Raw genomic sequence first — 22,545 nt, forward strand, 5'->3', positions numbered from 1 at the left:
TTAAGCTAAACTGCCCGTTAGTTTAAGTGTAACACTTCACAAACAATCTTTTGAGTATTCTTATTATTCCTGTTTCCTCAACAATCTGGCCCTTTAATTGAACAATACAACTGAAATTTAAGGGGCAAAAGAAAAACCTTATATTAATACAGGGTTTTATCAATCTTTTTTATAAATTATCAAACTTTATTTTAAATCAATACCACACTTTATTCCATGTTCCATGAGTGACTAACGGGTGCTTTGAACAAGAAAATAAAGGTGAGTACATATTATACATGACTAATATGCGCTCACCTTTATTTTTTTAGGATTTTTAGCTTTTAGGTCTTGATAATAATTTTTAGTGGTTTTATTAACAATTTATATTTAGTAAAATTGCTTTTTATGAATTTGATATAAGTCCAAAGAATTTCCTGGTCAATATAATAATGTATATCAGCACACTTTTTCTTTATTTATTCTACTTACAATTCCAACTATAAATTTATATTCAATCCTCCTCTTCTTAGTTTTTTTAAACCCTTCTTTCGTATCAAAAATAAAACACGTTTTCCGAAACCACATTCGTACATATAGTGACTCAAAATAAATAGGTTTTATAATTCCTCGTTCCTCAAATTCAGTTCCATCTTTATTTTCAGTTTCTGTTCGAACGAACCACCTATTTCCGAAGCCAATTTCAATATACTTCACATAAGTCCCCCTTTCGGAAATTAATTTCTAACTATTCTATTATTTCCCCGGTAAGCGCACATTCCGACAGAACGTGAGCCCACAAAGAAAAAGTAGATTACAAAAATCTACTTTATAACTTATATTTTTGCATTCGTTTATAAAATGTACTTCGAGGTACATCTAACAGTTTTGCAGCTAACGAAACATTTCCATTCGTCTTTTCTAGCGCTTCAATCATACTATCACGCTGTATTTTTTCACGAAAATTTAATGTATGTTCTGTTTTATTTTCTGTTTGCAATGCAAGTTGATGGTGATTTCCCATCATTGTTTGTAATAAAAAAGAGATTTGTTTTTCGCATATTTCCCGTCCTTGCGACAAAATGTATATGCGTTCTAATACATTTAATAATTCTCGAATATTTCCGGGCCATGTATGCTGTGAAAATTGATTACAAATACTCTTTGGAAATACAACATTCCAATCCTTTTGTTCACAAAAATGTTGTATGAAGTACGGTATATCCTCTTTTCTTTCTATTAACGATGGAACATATAATGGATACACATGTAAACGATAATATAAATCTTGACGGAACTTTCCTTCTTCAACTAATCGCAGTAAATCTTTATGTGTCGCAGTAATAATACGAATATTTACAGGTATCTCTTTTGAACTGCCAATAGGTGTTACTGTTCGTTCTTGTAAAACACGCAATAATGCTACTTGCATCTCTGGCGGCACTTCACCAATTTCATCTAAAAATATTGTTCCTCCGTCTGCTTGTTCGAATTTCCCTTTATATCCTTGGCGCCGCGCACCTGTAAACGCACCTTCAGCATAACCGAACAATTCACTTTCCATTAATTCTTTCGGCAATGAACCGCAGTTAACAGCTATAAAAGGACCATTTTTTCTTGGACTATTTTCATGAATCGCTCTCGCTACATATTCTTTCCCTACACCTGTTTCACCACAAACATATACACTAGCGTCAGTTGGAGATACAAGCTTAATTTCTTCTAAAGTATGTTGAAATGCATTGCTTGTCCCAATAACTCCTGGGAAAGTAATTCCGTTTATAAATGGGGAAGTAGAAAATAAATTCTCTCGCTTATTTTCTTTTACATAAATACATTTCCCGATCATTCTATCATTACTATATACTGGTACTTCTAATTTAGGCTTCAATCCATGTTGCATTAAATCTTCAAGTTTCATTCGTGACCAATTAGAAACACGTTCTCGAACCTTTTTGCTTGCGGAAACGATGACATCACGATGATTACAAATGACAACTTGTTCATCACTGTCAATTACATCTAAAAAACGATGGATTACATGTAGTTCATTTTGATGCACTCGAATACTACATTCACGTTCAATCGCATGTGCAATCGAAGTTACCATCCCGAGCATATACGGATGTGAAAATTCAATTGGACAGGAGAAATCTAGAACTCCAATTAATTTCCCGTCATCATTATGAATCGGAGCGGCCGCACAGCTCCAGCTATGAGATGCGACAGAATAATGCTCTGTACCACTAATCATAATAGCCTCTTCAATCTGTAACGCGGTTCCTATCGCATTTGTACCAACAGCTGCTTCCGTCCATTTCACACCTTCAATGAAGTTAATATGTTTCGCTCGTTTCAACGTTTGCTTATTTCCACTTAACGATAGAACATAACCGTCTGGATCAATTAATAATGCCATCATTTGCAGTTCGTCAATAGTTTTTCTCATATTTTGTATTTGAGGTATTGCTATATCAAGGAAGATTTCACTCTTTTTCTTTTGATTGTGAAAAATATTAGAAGACAAAATTTTCAGACCTTTATTCATATGAGGATTCACATTTGCTTGTTTACATCGATACCATGACTCTGAAATTCTTTCGTTCATACGGTTCGAATCAAGGACTCCTTCATCAACAAACTTTTTCCATGTATGTAAGTAAAACGGTGAAGCTAACATTGTATCATCTCCCTATTCATTATTTTGGAGATCTGTAAAAACATACTTTTATTATAAAACTGAATAAAAGCGTTTTCAATAAAACTAGAAAGACGACACAAATATGTTAATAATTTGAATATATTAATGCACTTCTTTATTCTTTTTTAGTAAAACTATATTTTGTATAATGGACGCAAAGAAAATACATAACCAAAACCACTTTTGTGGATTGCCGTCTATAAAAAAAACTATTACAGCTATGGCAAATAAAATAGTGGATGCTAAACTAAAATATAATTTTGTTTTAATTCTCATTCCCCCTCACCTCTTTATCAAATTACAGTACATACTAACTCTTCATTTTTCAACTCTAATATGTACTTCTGTAAAACATATTCTCTTCCGCCATGTTTTTCATACCAATCATGTATTCTTTTAACATGCATCTCATCACTTCTAATTTTCGATTCAATTTCTTTATACTGTTCATAACTATCATATTCCCATATGGCGAATATTTCTGTTGTACCATCATTATTATCTTTCATCCAGCGTCCTATTAACCTGGAACCATGCTTTAACTGATTAGGTAAGTTCGTGTGAGTAAAATGCTCATTAAATATTTTTATAAATTCATTCTTTACTATATAGTACTTCCTTCTATAAAACATACATTTCCACCTCTTTTATGAACAGACTCAAATACACCTTCCCATTACTACCGTATTATAATACTTCCCATTCGATAATCTTTTATCATTTTTTAAAATACCTTCTACTTCAAAACCTGATTTTTTATACAGCTGAATGGCTTTTTCGTTTGTCTCTAACACTTGTAATGATATCTTTTTCACTTCATTTTCATCAGCCCACTGAATAGATTGTTGCAATAGACTCTTACCCATTCTATATCCCCAAAACTCTCTTAAAATACAAACACCAAATTCTACCTTATGGGATAATCTCTTCAAATTTGATCCTTCACATCTTGAAAATCCTACGATTTGGTTATGCACTTCTGCAACTAAAAAGAGATTCTTCATCTCTTCACTATCTGCTTTTATTATTTTTTGAAAATCTACCTTGTCTATAAATCCCTCTCCAGCTTCTCTATCCATATTTTCAGTTTCGCCATCGATCTGAACTCTAATTTTCGATAACTGCTCAGCATCCGTTTCAGCTGCAGAACGAACTGTATAAGTTAATCCATTTATATGAAACTCTTGTCCTTTTATAATCATTACAAACTCCTTTTAAATGCAGTCTATTGATGCTATTACAATTTCTTTCCCTTGTTTCTCAAATTGTAGAATTGTTTCTTTATTAGCCTCTTCATCTGTTATGATAAGGTCAATTTCTATTAGTGACTCTCCTATTATAAAGCAGTCTATTCCGAGTTTATTATGAGGAGCTAAACAAATATTTCTTCTAGCAATTTTACTTACTCTTTTTCCAAAATAAGCAACTTCCGGAGTTGCAGTACTTATACCGTTCAATGAAATGCCACCACCTGTAGAGAAATAAAGATCTATAGATAATCTACTTATCATTTCAGAGGCAAGTGTATCTGTCATATTTCCTGATGGTTTCACCTTTCCACCAATTAAGTACGTATCAATCTTCTTATGTTCCCGTAAGGTACTAGCAATTTCTAAAGAATTCGTAATCACTGTAAATGGCATTTCAGGTAAATATTTTAACATAGCATAATGAATAGAAGCCTCGCCAATAAAAATGGAATCTCCTTCTTGTATGTAGGATGCAGCAACTTTTGCAATCGCTTCTTCATTTATAGAACGATTACTATAACGTTTCGATGGTTCGGCAGCTAAGTTTCTCACTCGCGTAAGTTCAATTGCACCTCCGTGCGTTCTTTTTAATAATCCATCCTTTTCCATAATAGACAAATCTCTTCTTATAGAATCAATAGACATATCGAAACTTTCCGCAAGATCTTTAGCAATTACCCTTCCATCTTTCTTAAGTAACTCTAAAATGTTCTCTCTACGCTCTTCAGTAAACATGTTCCCACCACCATTATTGAAGATTCAGAAATTTAATCTTTATTTTAATTATATGCATGCCTCTTCCGTTTTACAATATTTTCAATTCTTATTTATTCCGTTTTATACAGTTTTCCCCCTCTTTCTATCACGTTAACTTGACAACGAAATAAATGTATATTTATATATTCCGCAAATACACTTCCATTTAACCTCCTATTGATGTAAAATTATTCCTATGTTTTACTTTTTAATACAGAAAGGGATTACTATGAAATCTATAATTAAAGTAACTTGTACAGCATTATTATTTACAGGAATAATGGCAGGATGTAGTGGAAATACTGCACCAAAACAAGAAAAGAGCGCTTTTGAAAAGAATGCAATGCACTATGGGGAAATATTTAAAAACGAATACTATAGAGCAACTGTTGAAAATGCAAAATTCGATAAAATAGACAAAGAGTGGCGTCTCACAGCTCGCGTTACTATAAATAATGCTCGTGCTGAAGGACAAACGATAGATCTTTCAGAAATAAAATATTTCCTAAAAGATGCAAAAACGGGTGAAAAATACGAAGGTGAATTTATACAAAATGAAAATGCTAAAAAGGTTCCATCTGAGTTTTCTTTAACTACCGACATTGTATTTAATATGAAAACTTCTCCAAAAGATTTAAATAATATGTATTTATACATAGATAGCAAAGCTGCGCCGTTAACAGATACATATTGGAAACTTGATAATTTAGCATCTAAATAAAAAACAGTCATATAAGACTGTTTTTTGTTTGTAAAGTTATAAAGTTTACTAGTTACTTTTCTTAAGCAATACATCTTTTGCACAAATCGTCACTTCTTCAAATGGGCAATCAAATAAAACACCCAATTCGAAACCTTCATTAGTAAGATCTATTTCATGACATAACCACCAAGCACCTTCAAAATTTTCCGGAATAGAACATTTCGTTACGCCTGTAAAAGTTACTTCCAGTTTGTCAAATTCACTGAAAGTACCACTGCAATCTAAAGTAATAATTAGCGTATCTTTTGACCTTCTCTCTACTGATTTGACTACACTGTCATGTAGTGAGTATTCATGTAGTTGAACGACATTCTGCGCGAGCTTTTCTTTTATAGCATTATAATTATCTATATAAGCTTGTTCTAAATCATTCATTCTTTTCTCATAATCTTCTGTCCAATCAAGCATAAGTTTCTTTAACTTTTCTGATGGGTATTCTGACTTAATTGCATTGTCATGAATGTATGGATGTAGTGACTTAGGTAGAAACTTTAATAAATCTTCTTTCTTTTCTTCCACGTCTTCTCTCAAACTTTTCTTATAATCCATTCCTACCTTTTCGCTCTCTCGCAAAATCTCTTCCCATTCTTCTAATGTTTCTGAGAAAATTAAAAATCCAGATACTTGCATTTCTTTATACCAATCTTTATTGAAATACTTCAATGGCTTTCCTCCTAAAACATTTCAACATCCAACAATAGCAATATATCTATTTATTATATCATTCCAATAGCTATTTTTTCTAAAGAATAAATGCAAAACTGTAAATATTCCGCCTATTATTTCTAAAACTTCAGAATATTTACAAAAATACGAAATTAGAATACATTTTACATGTACAAGTTTTACCTGTACAAAAATCTAAACAAAAAGGGATGGTTATATGTTGAAGAAATTAGTAGCAGGGACATTAGTAGCAGGTTTTGCATTAACTGGAGGATTAGGAGTAGTAAGTGCTGCAGAAAAAGATAATACAATTAAATCATTTGATTATTTAAAAGTTGATGAAAAGAATGTTAATTCATTCACCAAATTAAGCGATCAATCAAAAAAAGACATCCAAATTACTATGGTACTACCTAAGCAAAATGAAAATGGAGATTGGTTAGCTTATGGCTTTACTAGCAGAGAAACATTGAATGCTTTTATTGAAAAGGATAAAAAGGCACTTAAAAATCAAATTAACCCTTTAGGTAGTGGTGCTGGTAGTACCGATTTTTATGAGCATCAAAATAAAGGTGGACAGTATATTTATTGGAGCAGTGGCTTTAAAAACCTACCTTCTAGCTGGAACGACAGAATTTCTTCTGTAAGTACAGCTTCACCTTCTGCAAGTTATTCAACAACGCTATGGGAACATTCTTCAACTCAAGGATATGGAAAAGGTGTCTCCTTTAGACACTCTGATTGGTATGGTCAAACTGCTAATTTAGCTGCAGATTGGAACGATATAACTTCAGCTATTGAAATTAAATAGTAATTGTATATTTGCTAATAAAAAATTTCAAACCACTATTCTCTTATTCATTTAGAGAATAGTGGTTTATTATATTTTCATCTAGGCATGTACAGCATGCCCTACAGCTTGCAATAATGCTTCATGAATCGCTTCAGATAAAGTTGGATGCGCTGCAATATAATCTCTCATTATATCAGCGGTGACTTCTGTATGAAGCATTACGGTTCCTTGTCCGATCAGTTCGGTTGCACGAGGACCGATAATTGAAATCCCAATAATTTCTTGATATTTAGGTTCCACAACGACTTTTACTTTCCCCGTTTGTTCTCCAATAATAAGCGCTTTTCCGTTCGCTGTAAAAGGAAATTCTCCAATTTGTATGTCACCGTACTGCTCTCTTGCATCTTTTTCATTTAAACCTACACTTGCGATTTCTGGAGATGTGTATATACATCGAGGTACTGCATGATAGTTAACTTTCACATCTTCTCCACTCGCATGTAATGCTGCTGTCGTTCCTTCATGGAAAGCAACGTGAGCAAGTTGTATTCCACCAATCACATCACCTGCTGCGTAAATATGTGATACATTTGTTTGCATATATTCATTCACAGAAATTCCTTTATTTGAAAACTGAACGCCTGCTTTTTCTAAATCTAATTGTTGTACACGCGGTTTTCGGCCGACAGAAACGAGAACATATTCCGGATTGGCTTCTTGGATACTTCCTTCATATTCAAATGAAGCTTGCTTCTTATAATTATTTAATCCTTTTAAAACAGCTCCTGTAAATATTTCAACACCATCATTTTCTAGTTTCTCCCTTAAAATATGTTCGATATCTTCATCTTCACCAGGTAATAATTGCGGTGCCATTTCAACAATCATAACTTTTGTTCCAAGACGACTATAAATACTTGCAAACTCGCAACCTATTACACCACCGCCAACGATTAATAATGATTTCGGTATATTTTCTAGGGACATTGCATGGCTACTATTTAAAATCCACTTCCCATCAAATGGAGCAAAAGGTAATTCAGTTGGTTCTGATCCTGCCGCTATAATGAACTGGTCTCCATCTACTATATCTACATTATCACCGTGTGTAACTCGCACACGGTGATCCGTTTCAAATTTCACTTTACCTTGTATGACTTTTATTTTATTTTTCTTCATTAAATATTGAATTCCTTGGACGAGCTGCGTTACGATTTGTGATTTCCTCACCTGTATTTGCTTCCAATCAATTGATATACTTCCATTGTTAAGTGTAATTCCATAATGATTCGCTTTTCTCACAATGTCATGTACTTCCGCACTTTCTAACAATAATTTTGTAGGCATACAACCGACATTTAAACAAGTCCCGCCAAGATCAGCTTCATCAATAAGAGTGACATCTTTTCCATTTTGAGCCGCGGTAATTGCCGCTACATAGCCAGCAGGTCCGCCTCCAATAACGACTAATTTACTCATTCTCTCACCTTCTCTTTATAAAAGAATTGTTACAGGTTCTTCTAAATAACGTTTAATTGTGCGTAAAAATGCAGCTGCTGGTGCGCCGTCTAATACACGATGATCGAAAGTTAAACTTAAAGGTAATAAACTTCCTTTTTTAAATTTTTTCCCTTTATATACTGGAACATGTTCAATTGCACCAACACCTAAAATACCAGTCTCAGGTGTATTTAATACTGGTGTGAAATATTCAATCCCAAAGCTACCTAAATTACTAATTGTAAATGTTGTTCCTTGCATATCGTCACTACTTAAACTACCTTCTCTTGCTTTTTGTGCCACATTTTTAATTTCTTTAGATAACTCTACTAAAGATAAATTATTAGCAAAGCGAATAGCCGGAACGACTAATCCTTTTTCTAACGCGACTGCCATGCCTAAATGAACATGTTCAAATTGATGAATTGCATCATCTATATAAGCGCTGTTCATTTCTTTATGCTCCGCAAGTGCTAATACAACAGCGCGAGAAACGAGATCCGTAATGGTTAGTTTGTTATCGTATCGTTTTTGTACAACTTCCGATATGTCTTTATGTAAAGCAACTAAATCTGTCACATCTACTTTCATCGTTAATGTTAATTGCGCACTATTTTGTAAGCTCGCATGCATACGGTTTGCGATTGCTTTCCTCATACCAGTAACAGGAATGACTTTACTTTCTTCTTGTTCAAGTACTTCTGGAATTGCAACTCTTTCCTCAAGTACCTTTAAAACATCTACCTTTGTAATTCTTCCGCCAGGACCTGTACCAACTAACGCATTGATATCCAGATTTTCAGACTTTGCAATTTTTTTCGCAACAGGTGAAATTTTGATTCTTTGCTTCGCCACTTCTTTCGCATATGGTTCTGGATGTTGTATATTTTTATGTTCTGCATTAGGTGTTTTTTCTTCAACAACATTTGTATTTTCATAGACTTCTACTTTTTCGTTCGGCTTACCGATGTAGCAAATAACAGTGCCAGGTGGAACTCCCTCATCTTCACTTACAGCTATATCAAGAACAGTTCCATCAGCCGGTGCTTCTATTTCAGTTTCGATTTTTTCCGAGTTAATGCTAGCAATTAGTTCACCTTTTGCTACGTTATCGCCTGTTTTAATATTCCAGCTCGTAATAATACCTTCTTTCATCGCCATACCTAACTTTGGCATTACAACTTCAACAGCCATGTTTCTCTCTCCCTTCTCGTCGTTTCATTACACATGTAATAAAGATTGGTCTCCGATCATTTCTGATACAGTTTCAATTACTTTCTCCGGCGTTGGTAAATATAACTTTTCAAGTGGTGGTGAGAACGGAACTGGTGTATGTGGTGCTGTAATTCGTTTAATTGGTGCATCTAACAAATCGAATCCTTTGTCCGCTACAATTGCTGCAATATCCGTTGCGATACTACATCTTGGATTTGCTTCGTCAATAACAATTAGGCGATTTGTTTTTTCAACAGATGCTAAAATCGTATCTTCATCCAGTGGTGATAAAGAACGTGGATCAATTACTTCTACTTCAAGTCCCTTTTTCGATAATTGCTTTGCAGCTGTAAGTGCTGTATGAACTTGTTTTCCAATTGCGACGATTGTTACATCAGAACCTTCTCGTTTAATATCTGCTTTTCCTAAAGGAATTGTATAGTACCCCTCTGGTACTTCGCCTTTCATATTGTAAAGTGTTTTATCTTCAAAGAAAATAACTGGATCGTCATCTTCAATTGCTGCTAATAATAAGCCTTTTGCGTCATACGGAGTAGAAGGAACGACAACTTTTATACCTGGAATACTCGTAAATAACGCATATAAACTTTGTGAATGCTGTGCCGCTGCGCTAAAACCAGCACCATGCATCGTACGTACTGTAACTGGCACTTTCGCTTTACCACCGAACATGTAGCGGAATTTTGCGCCTTGGTTTAACACTTGATCAAGACAACTACCGATAAAATCATTAAACATTAATTCGGCAATCGGACGTAATCCTGTTGCAGCAGCTGCCATCGCCGCTCCCATATAACCCGCTTCTGAAATAGGTGTATCTAAAATACGATTTCGGCCAAATTCTTGTACAAGGCCTTTCGTAACACCGAGTACACCTCCCCATGCTTCATCGTCTTGCAAGTGATCAACTTGTGCACCGCCTGCAACATCTTCTCCTATTAAAATTACATTTTCATCACGACGCATTGATATTTTCATCGCTTCATTAATTGCAGTTGACATACTTACTGTTCTAGTCATTATTTTTCACCCTCCTCTTATTTGTAAGAAACGTATACATCTTTTAATAATTCTTCATCCTCTGGATATGGACTATTTTCACTAAATTCAATTGATCTTTGCACTGCTTCATCTACTGCCTTTTCCATATCGACAAGTTCAGATTCAGTTAATAGCGCTTCATGAATTAAATGCTTACGGAAATTCACAATCGCATCTTTTTCATTTAAATGTTCTTCTTTTTCTTCTGAAGTTTTATACGTTTGTGCTTCACCTTCGAAATGACCGTAATTGCGATATGTCATACATTCAATTATTGTTGGGCCACCGCCATTACGCGCACGTTCCACCGCTTCTTCAGCAGCTTTGTATACTGCAAGTAGATCTTTTCCATCTACTTGAACACCTGGAATATTATAAGCTTTTGCACGATCAGCAATAGAATCACAACTTGAAGCATATTCAAATGTCGTTGCTTCACCGTAACCATTATTTTCTGCGATAAAAATAACTGGTAACTTCCATATCGCCGCTAGGTTGACCCCTTCGTGAAACGTCCCTTCATTATTTGCTCCGTCACCGAAGAAGCAAACACTTAGATCTTTTGTTCCTTTATATTTAGCTGTTAATGCCGAACCGCAAGCGAGTGGAAAACCGCCACCTACAATCCCATTTGCACCAAGCATTCCTTTATCTAAATCGGCAATATGCATGGAACCGCCTTTACCTTTACATAATCCTGTCGCTTTCCCGAAAAGTTCAGCCATCATACCATTTAAATCACAGCCTTTTGCGATACAATGCCCATGACCTCTATGTGTACTTGTAATACTGTCACTATCCGTTAAGTGGGCACATACACCAACTGCTACCGCTTCTTCACCTGCGTATAAATGAACGAAACCTGGCAGAACGCCTTGCGCGAATAATTCATGTACCTTATCTTCAAACTTACGAATTTCTAACATTTTTTCATACATCCAACGAGCTTGTTCTTTCGTAATTTCATTCCCTTTACTTTCAGTTGTTTTTAACATGTCCAGCCCTCCTATTTTCTTGTTCATCTTTTATATTGCAAGTACTGTGCCAAATTCTAAACCTTGATTTCATAGGTTTTCTCTTTTCTTTCATAATAAAAAAGTGGACAAAATGAGACTTATGTCTCGTTTTGTCCACTTTTGTTCACCTAATTTGAGAATTACGATCTTATTCATTATCAAAACTTTTCTGTAATTTTCGGATGTAAATAATTTGACCAATATGATAAGCATTATGAGTCGTTACATTACTAAGCACTTCCCACCACTTCGCATTTACGGGAAATCCAACTACATCGCTTTCAACCTTCTCTTCATTTATAAGCTTTTGCCATTGTAACAGTTTCTCTAGTAGTTTTTCTCTCAACTCATCGAAGGTTTGATTATTTGAAAGCATAAAACTTTTGTTATTATCACCAATAGCAGGCACGGCATCCACATTCGATTCTTTGTACCTAGTTTGCCACGTTGAATTCCAATAGAGTAAATGTTGTACAATTTCAGCTATACTATTACTCTCTTCATTCGGTTTCCAGATAGCTTCTCTCTCAGATAGATCTTTCACTGCATCTGAAAATGGCATATACCAACTAGGATCGTTTGCATTCGCTAATAATTGATCTGCTAAAACATCTTTCACATGAGCCATTTTTCTTCCCTCATTTCATTAAAGTATTAATACTCACTTCTCTATATACGCTGAGTCCGTATTATTCCCTCTTTTAAAAATCTCATAGAATATAGAATTAACGGGTATTACTCTCAAAACGAATGTAAGAATAATAGATTTTCTTTTCATAACTCGTTATGATAAAAGAAAAAGAAAGATGGCGGAATATGAATAAAAAAATCGCAATTATTACTGGATCCTCAAGTGGATTCGGACTATTAACTACACTCGAACTCGCAAAAAAAGATTATTTAGTTATCGCTACAATGAGGAATCTCGAGAAACAAGTGAACTTAATATCTCAAGCTACTCAGCTTAACTTACAGCAAAACATAAAAATTCAACAATTAGATGTAACCAATCAAAAATCTATACATAATTTTCAATTATTTTTAAAAGAAATAAACAGAGTAGACCTTCTTATTAATAATGCAGGATATGCAAATGGCGGCTTTGTAGAAGAAATTCCAGTAGAGGAATACCGTAAACAATTTGAAACGAACCTTTTTGGAGCTATATCAATTACTCAACTTGTATTACCTTATATGAGAGAACAAAAAATTGGAAAAATCATAAATATAAGCAGCATTAGCGGCCAAGTCGGATTCCCTGGTCTTTCCCCTTACGTTTCTTCAAAATATGCATTAGAAGGCTGGAGTGAATCCCTTCGTTTAGAAGTTAAGCCTTTCGGAATAGATGTTGCTTTAATTGAACCTGGTTCTTATAACACGAATATATGGGAAGTTGGTAAACAACTAGCTACAAACCAATCTGATACATCTTCTCCTTACAAAGAATATATGGGTAAAATACAAAAACATATTAATAGCGGCAGTGATACATTTGGTAATCCGATAGAAGTTGCTAATAAAATTGTAGAAATCGCTGAATCTAAGCGTACGAATTTACGATATCCGATTGGAAAAGGTGTAAAATTTATGATTTTTGTGAAGAAGATTCTTCCTTGGAGATTGTGGGAATACCTTGTTTTAAAGAGCTTTAAGAAAATGTAAAAGACTTTTTGAAAACCATTTTGAAAGAGGTGCTAATTAAATGTTAGGTTTACCGTATGGAAAAGTGTTTTTAGTTCCGTGGACTGAAGAATGGCAAATTGAATTTATGAAAGAGAAACACTTCATTGAGGAACAAATTGGCAAACATATTTTAGCGATACACCATATTGGTAGTACCTCTATCCCACATCTAAGTGCAAAGCCAATTATTGATATAGCAATCGAATTAGAAGATTATAAGGACGGTTTAAAATGTATTAAAAAGTTAGAACTACTAAACTATAAATACAGAAAAGATATACTGCCAGAAAGATACTATTTTAATAAAGGTGAGCCAAGAACTCATCAAATTCATATGTATGAACAAGGAAATACATATTTAATAGAGCAATTACAATTCAGAGATTACTTAATAAACAACAAAATTTCTCGTATACAGTATGAACAGTTAAAGATTCAACTTTCACAAGCTAACCCTAATAATAAACATCAATATGCAGAGGATAAAACAAATTTCGTTACATCTATTTTAGCTAAAATAGATGCTTAAATAAATAAGAAACCATTTAGCAGTAAGTGGTTTCTTATTTATTAGTTATTTCATTATTTGCACCATCAATAATAAAATCTGCACCGCCACAACCATCAATACCTATTATTATATGTGATTGCTTTTTACGTTTTTCATGAATACGTTTTAAAATTACGTTTAAGTCCAACCTCCTCCCTCTTATAGTTCTTGCATCAATCATTATCTTGTTATGCGGCAGATGGAAAGAAGTAAAATAGTATTGAAGTCATAAAAACAAACGTGAATATCCCAATTATTGAAAATATATATTCTTTCGATTCTCTATCAAATTTCCATTCCATCAATGCTCTTAATATCAACGTTCCCCCTAAATAAGTAAAAATGAAATAAGCAATATTAACGCTTTCGAATTTAACGATAAAAATAAAACTAGTTATTAAATAAATAAACATTAGTCCTATTTCTAATTTTTTGTGTAAACTATTTACATGTTTTTTATATCCCCAAAAACCACTCTTTGGCATATTCAATTTTTTTCTTAAATACTTATCCAATAAATAAACAACTATACAAAAAATAATACTTATAATCCAAAAAGTAGAAGTTCCCATTACTCCACCTCCTATTACTTTATTTATTTTTAGAAATAAAGTGGACTATATTATGGTTATCCTTTTCTAAATAACTTACAATCCCTTCAGGGTATGTTGGCTTCGTTTTTAATTCTTCTATACTTTTCCAAATTAATATAATATCCGCATGTTCTTTATGTCTTATTTCATTGGTAATTATCGCTTCAACAGTTCCCCAATGTAGCAATGTACAGTGATGTCCTTTTTCATTCTTCCACTCAAAAATATGCTCGCTTACAATTGCTAACTTTTGAACATCCACTTTCAAATCATATTCTTCCATCAACTCCCGCATTATTGCTTCTTGTGCCATCTCGCCAAATTCAATAGAACCTCCTGGAAAACGGTAAAATGATTCATTCTCATCACATTGAACAAGCACTTTAGAATGATCTTCATTTAAAATCATTACTTCAGCACGTAATTTAGGATTTTTCATTTTGTCTCCCCATTCATTCCACATATGATTAACTCCAATAGCTATAAAAGAAAAGATTAAGCATAATTCCTGTTATTATTAATAATGGCACCGTGCCTAAAGAAATGACATATTCCCTTGACTCTTTATCAAATTTCCATTCCATATATGATTGAAAACAGTATAAAGTTATTAAAAATAAAATGGGTAAATTACTAATATAAATAGGATTTAAAGTGGCACATATCATCGTTACAATTATATAAGGAATGATAAGACACCTAGTCCCCCATTTATGAGCGTTGTTTACATATTTACTATTCCATTCTGTTTGTTTCGGTATATTTAATTTTTTTCTCACTACTTTTTCCAAAACAACTAAGAATACGATCCATAATACTAATAAAATCCCTTTAACTACAAGCAGTGATGTCTCCTCCTTTACCTTTTCTCCGGTTGATCACTCGGATACGTAGCATGTATTTTGTTTTCTACGTCCCAACTAATAATTGTCGCACTATCTCGTCCGAATTGATGATGAACATGTTCTAATACATGATGAACACTTTCTTCAAGGTCTATATTATTTCTATTCATATCATTATATAGATTCAATGGTGTTTCATAATGACGTTCCCCGCATTCTAATACCCCATCTGTGACCATGACAATTCGATTCTTTCCAGCGCGTAATTCACGAATTCCTGTTGAATAGCAAGGGACTGGTAAATGAAATGTGTTTACATTTCCAATCCATTCATAAAAATGACGTTGATTTAATGCATATTGTCCTAACTTATGTAACTCTTCATGAAAAACATAAATGAGACAATCGCCAATAGATAACCACCATATATAATTTTCTTTTCTTACACATAATAAGCAAGCTGTTTCACCTTTAATTTTTTGGCACTTTTCTTTAAATGAAGAGGACTGAAAAATTGTAAGTATATGATTTTCAACAAATCGAAATGCTGTATCAACCGATTCATTCATTATTACTTTTATATTTTCATATTCTTTTTGGATTGTATTTACTACTAAATCAACACTTTCTGCACTATTATGTCCATCTAAAATAGCCGCAAATTCCCAATCACCATTCGACCAAACTAACGCACCATCTTCATTCTTTTTTGCTCCAGCGCTTATATTCCCACCATATGTACCGAGCACAATGTCACCATATTTTTTTACTGAAACTTCATCTAAACACATCTTCGTATTTCCAACCCATGAATATTGTCTATTATCAGTTGTATTCATATCCATCACCGACCTTTTCATATATAATATCATAAAAAAAGGAAAAACAGGATTTATATTCCGAAAATTCATTCTTTTAATAAGGGAATTTTTTGAAATAAATTTACAACTTCCTTATTTCTTCAAAAACGCAATCCCAATTACAATTCCTATCACAATTCCGATTACTAAATTATTAGTAAAGAACCCTTGAAACACACCGATTACAACGCCTATACCGACACCTATCGCCATTGCATCATTTCTTTTTTTATTTTTAGTCAAAATTGCATCTCCTCCCATCATTTCTTCCTAAATAACATACATTTACTTGAATGTATTAATATATTCACTATCCCATTTGAATATTTCCAAAAAATATACTTTAACTTCACATATAATATTTTCCATTTTCTGTACATACTCCTTTTATCATAATAAAATTTCAAGTAACCATTAATTATACATAGGCATTTACTATAAGAAAGCTTCGTAATTTATTGAAGGAGGAAAGATTTAAATGCATCCTCACTGGAATCCAAATATAAATCAACAATATGTGTACTCCCCTCATCCCGGAAGAAATACACTGCTTCATGATTCACAATATATGATGCAGCGTATCGCAAGTCTTGAAAGCCAATTAGCGAAACTAATCTCATTAATCGAAGAAAATAATCAATTAATTAAATCAATGGAACAACAACAAAACCAAGTTTGCGCACCAGCTGGCGGTTCTGTTATCGTTCGTATGTAATCTTTTCAAACAAAAAACACACTTTGTATAATAAAGTGTGTTTTCTTTTTATCTTCTTTTTTGATGAAATCCTTGTGTAATGCGGTCTAATATAATCGCAATGACAACAATAGCTAGTCCGGCTTCAAATCCCATTCCGATATTAACTTGTGTTACAGAGCGGTATACATCAACTCCAAGACCTGGTGCTCCTACAAGAGATGCTGTTACTACCATTGATAAAGAAAGCATAATGCTTTGGTTCACACCAGCCATGATCGTTCCAGTTGCAAGTGGCAATTGTACTTTAAATAATTTTTGTGATGCGGTAGAGCCAAACGCATTCGCTGCTTCAATTAAATCTTCTGGAACTTGTCTAATTCCTAAGTCAGTAAAACGAATTGTCGGTGGCATTGCAAAGATTACGGATGCAATAATCCCAGGTACTACACCTACTCCGAAAAATGTAATCGCGGGAATGAGATATACGAATGCCGGCATTGTTTGCATAAAATCTAATGTCGGTTTTAAAAATTTTGAAAAACGTTCATTTTGAGAAGCTAAAATTCCGATTGGGATTCCTACAATAATTGAAATAATAACAGACGTAAGTACAAGTGCTAATGTTTGCATCGTCTGTGCCCAGTAGTTAATATTTAAAATAAATAATAAACCGATGAGTGTAAAAACAATTAAAGATACTTTTCTCGTTGTGTACCAAATGAGGAAACAAAGGATAATAATCATCAATATGGCCGGTATTATTGTTAAAAAATTAGTGAGTAAATCAACGAATCCACCGATAATATAAGAGAATCCGCGGAATAAGCCTTCAAGGTGCTCATATAAACTTGCAACAAATGAATCGACCCATTCCCCTAATGGAATACGGGGTATACTACTCATCGTCTTTCACCTCTTCCTCAATATTACCTGCAAGAGCTTGAATGACACTTTCGCGTTTAATAATTCCTCTTAGCCTTTTCTTCTCATCAATTACGGGTAACGGATATTTCATCTCCGCCATTTTTGCATATGTTTCTTCCAGTAAAGTATCTAAATACACATGCGGAATATCGTTAAGTAATAAATCAGCAATTGGCCATTGTTTTTGAACGGCTTTACTCGCATCATCCGCGGTTAATATACCTAAAAATTCATATTTTTTATTTACAACATATACAGTTGAAACACCTGCATTCCTCATAATTTGAAGTGCTACACGCGGTCCACGATCAATTAATAAAGTCTCTGGTCGTTTTAATATAGATTCCGCCGTAATTACTTTTCCTAAATTTACGTCCGCAACAAACTTCTCAACAAATTCATTGGCAGGGCTCATCATAATTTCTTCCGGCGTTCCAATTTGAACAATCTCTCCATCTTTCATTAACGCAATCCGATCACCAATTCGAAGCGCTTCATCTAAATCATGCGTAATAAATATAATTGTTTTCTCCATTTTATCTTGTAGCTCTAACAATTCATCTTGCATTTCTTTGCGAATCAATGGATCTAAAGCACTAAATGACTCATCCATTAACAATACATCTGGATTATTTGTTAATGCCCTTGCGATTCCAACACGCTGCTGCATACCGCCGCTAAGTTGACTAGGATAATTATCTTTATGATGATCAAGTCCTACTAACTGTAGCGATTCTAACGCTTTATTCTCTCGTTCCTCTACTTGAACTCCTTGAATTTCTAACCCGTACGCAACATTTTGTATCACTGTACGATGTGGAAATAAAGCGAACTTTTGAAACACCATACTCATCTTCGTTCTTCTCACTCTTCGCAACTCTTCTTTTCCCATCGTTGCGATATCTTCACCATCTATGTATATATGCCCCGCTGTTGGTTTAATTAATTGGTTTAACATCCGAACTAACGTAGATTTACCGCTACCAGACAAACCCATAATAACGAAAATCTCTCCAGTATATACTTCAAAGGTTGCCTTTTTTACACCAACGTTCATTCCTGTCTCTTTTAAAATTTCTGACTTACTTTTTCCTTCTTTTAATAAAGACAACGCTCTTTGCGGGTGTTTCCCAAATACTTTTGTTACGTTTTCAACACGCACCTTTGTATTATCCATGTCACTACTCCTTTTCTACCCATCTATTCATATAGTGTTGCGATTTTGCAAAGAAATATTACATAAAAATGACATTCATAAGATTTCTTTAAAATTCGCGTTTCCGTTCATAATAAGAATGCTTACTTATACATTTATTTAAAAAGGCAAACGTTTCTTAGGAGGGTTTCGATGAAAAAGAAAATATGGCTTATATGCCTTGCATTATTTATTACTATGATTTTCTCTTCATGTAATGCAACAAATGCAAATTCGAAAGGAAAAATTAAACTTGGTGTAACAAGTTGGAAAGAAAATATTGCAACGGCAAACATGTGGAAAGTTCTATTAGAACAAAAGGGCTACAAAGTTGAACTCATGTATTTAGAAAAAGCGGCAATTTGGACTGGCGTTGCTCGCGGTGATGTTGATGCTAATTTAGAAGTGTGGCTACCCGTTACGGATAAACCGTTAAATGCTCGTTATAAAGATGATATTGTCCTAAAATCCAAATGGTATGAAGGTACTGGACTTGGCCTCGTCGTCCCTTCTTATGTGAAAAACATTAACAGTATTGAGGATTTGAATGCACATAAAGATGAGCTAGATAACAAAATTGTCGGAATCGAACCCGGTAGTAGTCTTATGAATTTAACGAACAAAGCAATGAAGGAATATGATATAAAACTAAAACTTGTCCAATCTTCTGAAGCTGCGATGATGAGTGAACTAAAGAAAGCATATACGAAAAAGAAACCAATCGCTGTTACGCTTTGGAATCCGCATTGGGGCTTTTCAGAATTTGACTTAAAATATTTAAAAGACCCTAAGAAAGTATATGGTGAAAAAGATGACATTTATTACTCTGTTCGTAAAGGTTTCGAAAAAGATCATCCCGATATCATAAAATACTTTGACAAATGGAAAATGAACGATGAACAGCTTGGTACATTAATGGTCGAGTTAAATAAAACGAAAGATCCCGAAGAAGCGGCGCGCAAATGGATTGAAAAGAATCAAGCGCTAGTTGATGAATGGGTAAAAGATTAAGAAAACAGGCTAGAGGATTAACATATCCCCTAGCCTGTTTTTATCTTATTTTTTCGTAACAACATCATCTACTATCCCATATGCCTTCGCTTCTTCTGCAGTCATAAAATAATCTCTTTCTGTATCATGTGCTACTCTTTCAATCGGTTGCCCTGTTTTTTCTGCAATCATTTTATTAATATCACGCTTTAACTTTAGTATTCTTTTCGCTGTTATTTCAATTTCTGTTGCCTGCCCCTGTGCACCACCAAGTGGCTGATGAATCATAATTTCACTATTAGGGAGTGCAAACCGTTTTCCTTTTGCACCTGATAATAATAACAATGCACCAAATGATGCTGCAAATCCCATGCATAGCGTTTGTACATCTGGTTTAATGAGATTCATCGTATCTAATATGGCAAAACCCGCTGTTGTTGAACCACCTGGGCTATTGATGTATAAATATATATCTTTCTCTGCATCTTCCGCTTCTAAAAATAATAATTGAGCTACGACACTACTCGCTACTTGATCATTTATTTCTGAACCGATAATAATAATACGATCTTTTAATAACCTTGAATATATATCATAGGAACGTTCTCCTAATTTCGTTTGTTCTACTACATATGGAATTGCATTCATTTTAAATCCCTCCAATAATTGTTATGCCGCACAAAGCATACAACTGTAGGAAGAAGGGTTTTTCGCATAAAACAATAAGACTGGCTGTATAGATGGTAACTTAGTAAAATCTATTGTCGGAAGGAGTTTCGTTAATAATTCTGGTCTCTCCTCACGAATAGACGTTACTACAACTTCAATATCATCTGTGAATTCGACAATCTCTATCCCTTCTTCGCTTACAGTTTTCAGCCTATTTCTACTCCGAAATAAAGAGGCTTTTACTGCACCTTCTGATACGGAACATACTTTAGCAATATCAGTGATACTATATTGAAAAACATCTTTTAATAATAAAATTGTGGATTGTTGTACATTTAATGACGATAATACTTTCCCTACCATTTCATGCAAATCTGCAATATTCTCTTGTGGGGCATCAAAAATAATTTGTTCCTTTATTTTTTCATGAACTGATTTTGATTTCATCTGGTCTATCCAGCGATTTCTAGCTATTTTATATGCAAGCGTCATACAAATATCTTTATTACTATATTTTTGAAGAACTTTACAAACTGTTTCTTGAGCAAGATCTTCGCCGTCCCATTTGTTTTTCGTTAAAAATGTACAGTACCTTTTCAATTCTCCATATTGCTCAATTAAAAAATTTATATTTGAATGATTCATATCGATATGATTCTTTAAAATATGAGTTACTTTTGTGCACAAAATAACCACTCCTTTTCAGCGCTTACTTAATTAACGATTCAACAAATAAAAAAGTTACGGGGCATATAAAAAAAATTATGTTTATGTTCAATAATTCGCGGTCATAAATATGTTATGTACAATATTACTTGAGGAGGAACAAATTTGCCAAAATTAACAATTGAAGGTGCGGGAACTTTTGATGTGAAAGAAGGAACAAAGTTAGTATTAGCAATTGAAGATCACGGTGTACATATTCTCCATCGTTGCGGTGGTAAAGCACGTTGCACTACTTGTAGAGTTGAAATTATAGCGGGTGATTTCTGTGAAGCGAGCACAAATGAAAAAAATGCGATTACAGAAAAGGGAATTGAAGATCACTTACGTTTATCATGCCAAATGCACGTACATAAAGATATAGTCGTTCGTCCTATACTTACAGTAGAAAATTCAGGTCTTGATGCAGGCCCACGTCCAGCAGAATGATATGCTGAATTTCAAACAGCTCGCTGGTGAATATGCTGCTAACTTTGTAAAAGATGGGATGAAAGTTGGACTTGGTACAGGTTCTACTGTATATTGGACGATACAAAAATTAGGTGAGCGTGTAAAAGAAGGCTTATCATTTCAAGCTGTACCAACGTCAAAAGAAACGGAAGTATTAGCTAAACAACTAAATATCTCTCTAATTTCGTTAAACGACGTACAAAGTCTTGATCTTACAATTGATGGAGCGGATGAAATTGATGCTAATTTACAGCTTATAAAAGGTGGTGGTGGCGCATTACTTCGCGAGAAAATTGTTGCCACTTCCTCCAAAGAACTAATTATTATTGCTGATGAATCGAAACTTGTAACACATTTAGGTACTTTCCCATTACCTGTTGAAATTATACCTTTTTCATGGAAACAAACCGAAAGGAAAATTCAATCTTTAGGTTGTCAAACAACGTTACGTTTAAAAAATAATGAAACGTTTATTACCGATAACAATAACGTGATTATCGATTGTATATTCCCTCATAACATAACTAATCCTGCCAATTTACACACTCAATTAAAAATGATTACAGGTGTAGTTGAAACAGGGTTGTTTGTTAATATGACTAGTAAGGCGATTATTGGAACAAAAAATGGGATAAAGGAATTATAATGAAAGCTGACTCTTACAG

At 33.8% G+C, this 22,545-nt stretch carries 29 protein-coding genes; 8 read left to right on the forward strand and 21 right to left on the reverse strand.

Annotation, left to right across the window (positions count from 1 at the left end):
- Positions 1-438: 438 nt before the first annotated feature.
- The 5 genes from J0835_RS13250 to J0835_RS13270 form a co-directional block, all read right to left on the reverse strand.
- Positions 439-696 carry a DUF3977 family protein gene (locus J0835_RS13250; RefSeq protein ID WP_087980631.1) on the reverse strand — a complete coding sequence of 86 codons (258 nt, stop codon included), beginning with the start codon at positions 694-696 and terminating at the stop codon, positions 439-441.
- Between the two features lie 112 nt (positions 697-808).
- Positions 809-2,659 (reverse strand): sigma-54-dependent Fis family transcriptional regulator, encoded by a 1,851-nt coding sequence (locus J0835_RS13255; protein ID WP_087980632.1) that lies wholly within the window; start codon positions 2,657-2,659, stop codon positions 809-811.
- 314 nt (positions 2,660-2,973) lie between these two features.
- Positions 2,974-3,312 (reverse strand): NIPSNAP family protein, encoded by a 339-nt coding sequence (locus J0835_RS13260; RefSeq protein ID WP_087980634.1) that lies wholly within the window; start codon positions 3,310-3,312, stop codon positions 2,974-2,976.
- A gap of 27 nt (positions 3,313-3,339) precedes the next feature.
- Entirely contained in the window at positions 3,340-3,882 is a 543-nt protein-coding gene (locus J0835_RS13265; protein WP_087980635.1) for a GNAT family N-acetyltransferase, read from the reverse strand.
- 12 nt (positions 3,883-3,894) lie between these two features.
- Positions 3,895-4,665, reverse strand: coding sequence for a DeoR/GlpR family DNA-binding transcription regulator (locus J0835_RS13270; RefSeq protein WP_087980636.1), 771 nt, complete (start codon positions 4,663-4,665; stop codon positions 3,895-3,897).
- A 250-nt stretch (positions 4,666-4,915) separates the two neighbouring features.
- Here J0835_RS13270 and J0835_RS13275 point away from each other — a divergent pair, with 250 nt between their 5' ends.
- On the forward strand, positions 4,916-5,407 hold the full coding sequence (locus J0835_RS13275) for a hypothetical protein (protein WP_087980637.1): 492 nt from the start codon (positions 4,916-4,918) through the stop codon (positions 5,405-5,407).
- A gap of 48 nt (positions 5,408-5,455) precedes the next feature.
- Here the strand turns inward: J0835_RS13275 and J0835_RS13280 are convergent, their stop codons facing one another.
- On the reverse strand, positions 5,456-6,112 hold the full coding sequence (locus J0835_RS13280) for a DUF4085 family protein (RefSeq protein ID WP_087980638.1): 657 nt from the start codon (positions 6,110-6,112) through the stop codon (positions 5,456-5,458).
- 220 nt (positions 6,113-6,332) lie between these two features.
- On the opposite strand from J0835_RS13280, the gene J0835_RS13285 reads away from it, so the two are divergent.
- The gene (locus tag J0835_RS13285) at positions 6,333-6,926 is read left to right on the forward strand and encodes a hypothetical protein (RefSeq protein WP_000914462.1); all 594 of its coding nucleotides are present in this window, start codon (positions 6,333-6,335) and stop codon (positions 6,924-6,926) included.
- Between the two features lie 81 nt (positions 6,927-7,007).
- Here J0835_RS13285 and lpdA read toward each other — a convergent pair whose 3' ends face one another.
- From lpdA to J0835_RS13310, 5 genes are all read right to left on the reverse strand, one after another.
- Positions 7,008-8,387: a dihydrolipoyl dehydrogenase gene (gene lpdA / locus J0835_RS13290; protein ID WP_087980639.1), complete on the reverse strand. Its 1,380-nt coding sequence runs from the start codon at positions 8,385-8,387 to the stop codon at positions 7,008-7,010.
- A gap of 15 nt (positions 8,388-8,402) precedes the next feature.
- Positions 8,403-9,602: a dihydrolipoamide acetyltransferase family protein gene (locus J0835_RS13295; protein ID WP_087980640.1), complete on the reverse strand. Its 1,200-nt coding sequence runs from the start codon at positions 9,600-9,602 to the stop codon at positions 8,403-8,405.
- 27 nt (positions 9,603-9,629) lie between these two features.
- Positions 9,630-10,664, reverse strand: coding sequence for an acetoin:2,6-dichlorophenolindophenol oxidoreductase subunit beta (gene acoB, locus J0835_RS13300; protein ID WP_087980641.1), 1,035 nt, complete (start codon positions 10,662-10,664; stop codon positions 9,630-9,632).
- A 17-nt stretch (positions 10,665-10,681) separates the two neighbouring features.
- A complete protein-coding gene (gene acoA, locus J0835_RS13305; RefSeq protein WP_087980642.1) occupies positions 10,682-11,680 on the reverse strand; it encodes an acetoin:2,6-dichlorophenolindophenol oxidoreductase subunit alpha in 999 nt (332 codons plus the stop codon).
- Positions 11,681-11,849: 169 nt separating this feature from the next.
- The gene (locus J0835_RS13310; RefSeq protein ID WP_087980643.1) at positions 11,850-12,329 is read right to left on the reverse strand and encodes a DinB family protein; all 480 of its coding nucleotides are present in this window, start codon (positions 12,327-12,329) and stop codon (positions 11,850-11,852) included.
- Between the two features lie 188 nt (positions 12,330-12,517).
- Between J0835_RS13310 and J0835_RS13315 the strand changes: the two genes are divergently transcribed.
- Positions 12,518-13,363 carry an oxidoreductase gene (locus tag J0835_RS13315; RefSeq protein ID WP_217894814.1) on the forward strand — a complete coding sequence of 282 codons (846 nt, stop codon included), beginning with the start codon at positions 12,518-12,520 and terminating at the stop codon, positions 13,361-13,363.
- A gap of 40 nt (positions 13,364-13,403) precedes the next feature.
- Positions 13,404-13,913: a GrpB family protein gene (locus tag J0835_RS13320; RefSeq protein ID WP_087980645.1), complete on the forward strand. Its 510-nt coding sequence runs from the start codon at positions 13,404-13,406 to the stop codon at positions 13,911-13,913.
- A 34-nt stretch (positions 13,914-13,947) separates the two neighbouring features.
- On the opposite strand, the gene J0835_RS13325 is transcribed toward J0835_RS13320, so the two are convergent.
- The 6 genes from J0835_RS13325 to J0835_RS13350 all read right to left on the reverse strand — a co-directional run bounded on the left by J0835_RS13325 (position 13,948) and on the right by J0835_RS13350 (position 16,493).
- Positions 13,948-14,082, reverse strand: coding sequence for a hypothetical protein (locus J0835_RS13325; RefSeq protein WP_254913057.1), 135 nt, complete (start codon positions 14,080-14,082; stop codon positions 13,948-13,950).
- Between the two features lie 40 nt (positions 14,083-14,122).
- Entirely contained in the window at positions 14,123-14,506 is a 384-nt protein-coding gene (locus tag J0835_RS13330) for a DUF4181 domain-containing protein (RefSeq protein WP_087980646.1), read from the reverse strand.
- 19 nt (positions 14,507-14,525) lie between these two features.
- Positions 14,526-14,966, reverse strand: a complete 441-nt coding sequence (locus J0835_RS13335) for an NUDIX domain-containing protein (protein ID WP_140386797.1) — start codon at positions 14,964-14,966, stop codon at positions 14,526-14,528.
- Between the two features lie 28 nt (positions 14,967-14,994).
- Positions 14,995-15,318: a DUF4181 domain-containing protein gene (locus J0835_RS13340; protein WP_087980648.1), complete on the reverse strand. Its 324-nt coding sequence runs from the start codon at positions 15,316-15,318 to the stop codon at positions 14,995-14,997.
- Between the two features lie 68 nt (positions 15,319-15,386).
- Complete coding sequence (locus tag J0835_RS13345) at positions 15,387-16,211, reverse strand: PP2C family serine/threonine-protein phosphatase (protein ID WP_087980839.1); 825 nt, start codon at positions 16,209-16,211, stop codon at positions 15,387-15,389.
- Positions 16,212-16,325: 114 nt separating this feature from the next.
- Positions 16,326-16,493 carry a septum formation initiator gene (locus tag J0835_RS13350; protein WP_140386776.1) on the reverse strand — a complete coding sequence of 56 codons (168 nt, stop codon included), beginning with the start codon at positions 16,491-16,493 and terminating at the stop codon, positions 16,326-16,328.
- Between the two features lie 217 nt (positions 16,494-16,710).
- On the opposite strand from J0835_RS13350, the gene J0835_RS13355 reads away from it, so the two are divergent.
- Positions 16,711-16,947, forward strand: a complete 237-nt coding sequence (locus tag J0835_RS13355; protein WP_140386777.1) for a hypothetical protein — start codon at positions 16,711-16,713, stop codon at positions 16,945-16,947.
- Positions 16,948-16,995: 48 nt separating this feature from the next.
- Here the strand turns inward: J0835_RS13355 and J0835_RS13360 are convergent, their stop codons facing one another.
- On the reverse strand, positions 16,996-17,832 hold the full coding sequence (locus tag J0835_RS13360) for an ABC transporter permease (RefSeq protein WP_000095065.1): 837 nt from the start codon (positions 17,830-17,832) through the stop codon (positions 16,996-16,998).
- The gene (locus J0835_RS13365; protein WP_000370615.1) at positions 17,825-19,030 is read right to left on the reverse strand and encodes a quaternary amine ABC transporter ATP-binding protein; all 1,206 of its coding nucleotides are present in this window, start codon (positions 19,028-19,030) and stop codon (positions 17,825-17,827) included. The genes J0835_RS13360 and J0835_RS13365 overlap by 8 nt, the downstream gene beginning before the upstream one ends.
- 171 nt (positions 19,031-19,201) lie before the next feature.
- Between J0835_RS13365 and J0835_RS13370 the strand changes: the two genes are divergently transcribed.
- A complete protein-coding gene (locus J0835_RS13370) occupies positions 19,202-20,059 on the forward strand; it encodes a glycine betaine ABC transporter substrate-binding protein (protein WP_087980651.1) in 858 nt (285 codons plus the stop codon).
- A gap of 45 nt (positions 20,060-20,104) precedes the next feature.
- On the opposite strand, the gene clpP is transcribed toward J0835_RS13370, so the two are convergent.
- Together clpP and J0835_RS13380 are read right to left on the reverse strand one after the other, a co-directional pair.
- Positions 20,105-20,686 (reverse strand): ATP-dependent Clp endopeptidase proteolytic subunit ClpP, encoded by a 582-nt coding sequence (clpP, locus tag J0835_RS13375; protein WP_087980652.1) that lies wholly within the window; start codon positions 20,684-20,686, stop codon positions 20,105-20,107.
- A 21-nt stretch (positions 20,687-20,707) separates the two neighbouring features.
- Positions 20,708-21,394 (reverse strand): RNA polymerase subunit sigma-70, encoded by a 687-nt coding sequence (locus J0835_RS13380; protein ID WP_087980653.1) that lies wholly within the window; start codon positions 21,392-21,394, stop codon positions 20,708-20,710.
- A gap of 144 nt (positions 21,395-21,538) precedes the next feature.
- On the opposite strand from J0835_RS13380, the gene J0835_RS13385 reads away from it, so the two are divergent.
- A complete protein-coding gene (locus J0835_RS13385; RefSeq protein ID WP_087980654.1) occupies positions 21,539-21,859 on the forward strand; it encodes a 2Fe-2S iron-sulfur cluster-binding protein in 321 nt (106 codons plus the stop codon).
- A gap of 4 nt (positions 21,860-21,863) precedes the next feature.
- Positions 21,864-22,526: a ribose 5-phosphate isomerase A gene (rpiA, locus tag J0835_RS13390; RefSeq protein ID WP_087980840.1), complete on the forward strand. Its 663-nt coding sequence runs from the start codon at positions 21,864-21,866 to the stop codon at positions 22,524-22,526.
- Positions 22,527-22,545 lie beyond the last annotated feature (19 nt).

It is taken from the genome of Bacillus cereus group sp. Sample62 (assembly GCF_036851315.1).
GTDB classification, from domain to species: domain Bacteria; phylum Bacillota; class Bacilli; order Bacillales; family Bacillaceae_G; genus Bacillus_A; species Bacillus_A wiedmannii.